Source organism: Aestuariibacter sp. A3R04, from assembly GCF_018860805.1.
GTDB lineage: Bacteria > Pseudomonadota > Gammaproteobacteria > Enterobacterales > Alteromonadaceae > Alteromonas.
Genome location: NZ_JAHKQR010000013.1, coordinates 1 through 1,409 on the forward strand (window position 1 = coordinate 1; position 1,409 = coordinate 1,409).

The window sequence follows — 1,409 nt, forward strand, 5'->3', positions numbered from 1 at the left end:
AAGCCATTTAGGCGTTGTATGGTTAAGCCTCACGGGCAATTAGTACAGGTTAGCTTAATGCCTTGCAACACTTCCACATCCTGCCTATCAACGTCGTAGTCTACAACAACCCTTCAGAGAGGTTAAACCTCAGGGATGACTCATCTTGGGGCTCGCTTCCCGCTTAGATGCTTTCAGCGGTTATCGATTCCGAACTTGGCTACCGGGCAATGCCTTTGGCAAAACAACCCGAACACCAGCGGTTCGTCCACTCCGGTCCTCTCGTACTAGGAGCAGCTCCCCTCAATCATCCAACGCCCACACCAGATAGGGACCGAACTGTCTCACGACGTTCTAAACCCAGCTCGCGTACCACTTTAAATGGCGAACAGCCATACCCTTGGGACCGACTTCAGCCCCAGGATGTGATGAGCCGACATCGAGGTGCCAAACACCGCCGTCGATATGAACTCTTGGGCGGTATCAGCCTGTTATCCCCGGAGTACCTTTTATCCGTTGAGCGATGGCCCTTCCATACAGAACCACCGGATCACTATGACCTACTTTCGTACCTGCTCGACGTGTCTGTCTCGCAGTTAAGCTAGCTTATGCCATTGCACTAACCTCACGATGTCCGACCGTGATTAGCTAACCTTCGTGCTCCTCCGTTACTATTTGGGAGGAGACCGCCCCAGTCAAACTACCCACCAGACACTGTCCACAATCCCGATTAGGGACCTATGTTAGAACATCAAACATACCAGGGTGGTATTTCAAGGTCGGCTCCATGCAAACTAGCGTCTGCATTTCAAAGCCTCCCACCTATCCTACACAAGTAGGTTCAATGTTCAGTGCCAAGCTGTAGTAAAGGTTCACGGGGTCTTTCCGTCTAGGTGCGGGTACACAGCATCTTCACTGCGATTTCAATTTCACTGAGTCTCGGGTGGAGACAGCGTGGCCATGGTTACACCATTCGTGCAGGTCGGAACTTACCCGACAAGGAATTTCGCTACCTTAGGACCGTTATAGTTACGGCCGCCGTTTACCGGGGCTTCGATCAAGAGCTTCGCCTAAGCTAACCCCATCAATTAACCTTCCGGCACCGGGCAGGTGTCACACCGTATACGTCATCTTTCGATTTTGCACAGTGCTGTGTTTTTAATAAACAGTCCCAGCCACCTGGTCACTGCGACCCCCATCTGCTTACGGCGTAAAGCCTTCACAAACAGGGGCGTACCTTCTCCCGAAGTTACGGTACTATTTTGCCGAGTTCCTTCACCCGAGTTCTCTCAAGCGCCTTAGTATTCTCTACCTGACCACCTGTGTCGGTTTGGGGTACGGTTCACATAATCATAAGTTTAGAAGCTTTTCCTGGAAGCAGGGCATCAACAACTTCACTCCCTTGGGAGCTCGTCTCGTGTCTCGGCCTT

The 1,409-nt window shown here is 51.6% G+C and carries 1 rRNA gene (running past one end of the window); it reads right to left on the reverse strand.

The features are described from left to right. Positions 1 to 18: 18 nt before the first annotated feature. Positions 19 to 1,409: ribosomal RNA gene (locus KO518_RS16945) — 23S ribosomal RNA — on the reverse strand; it runs 1,648 nt beyond the window's last position.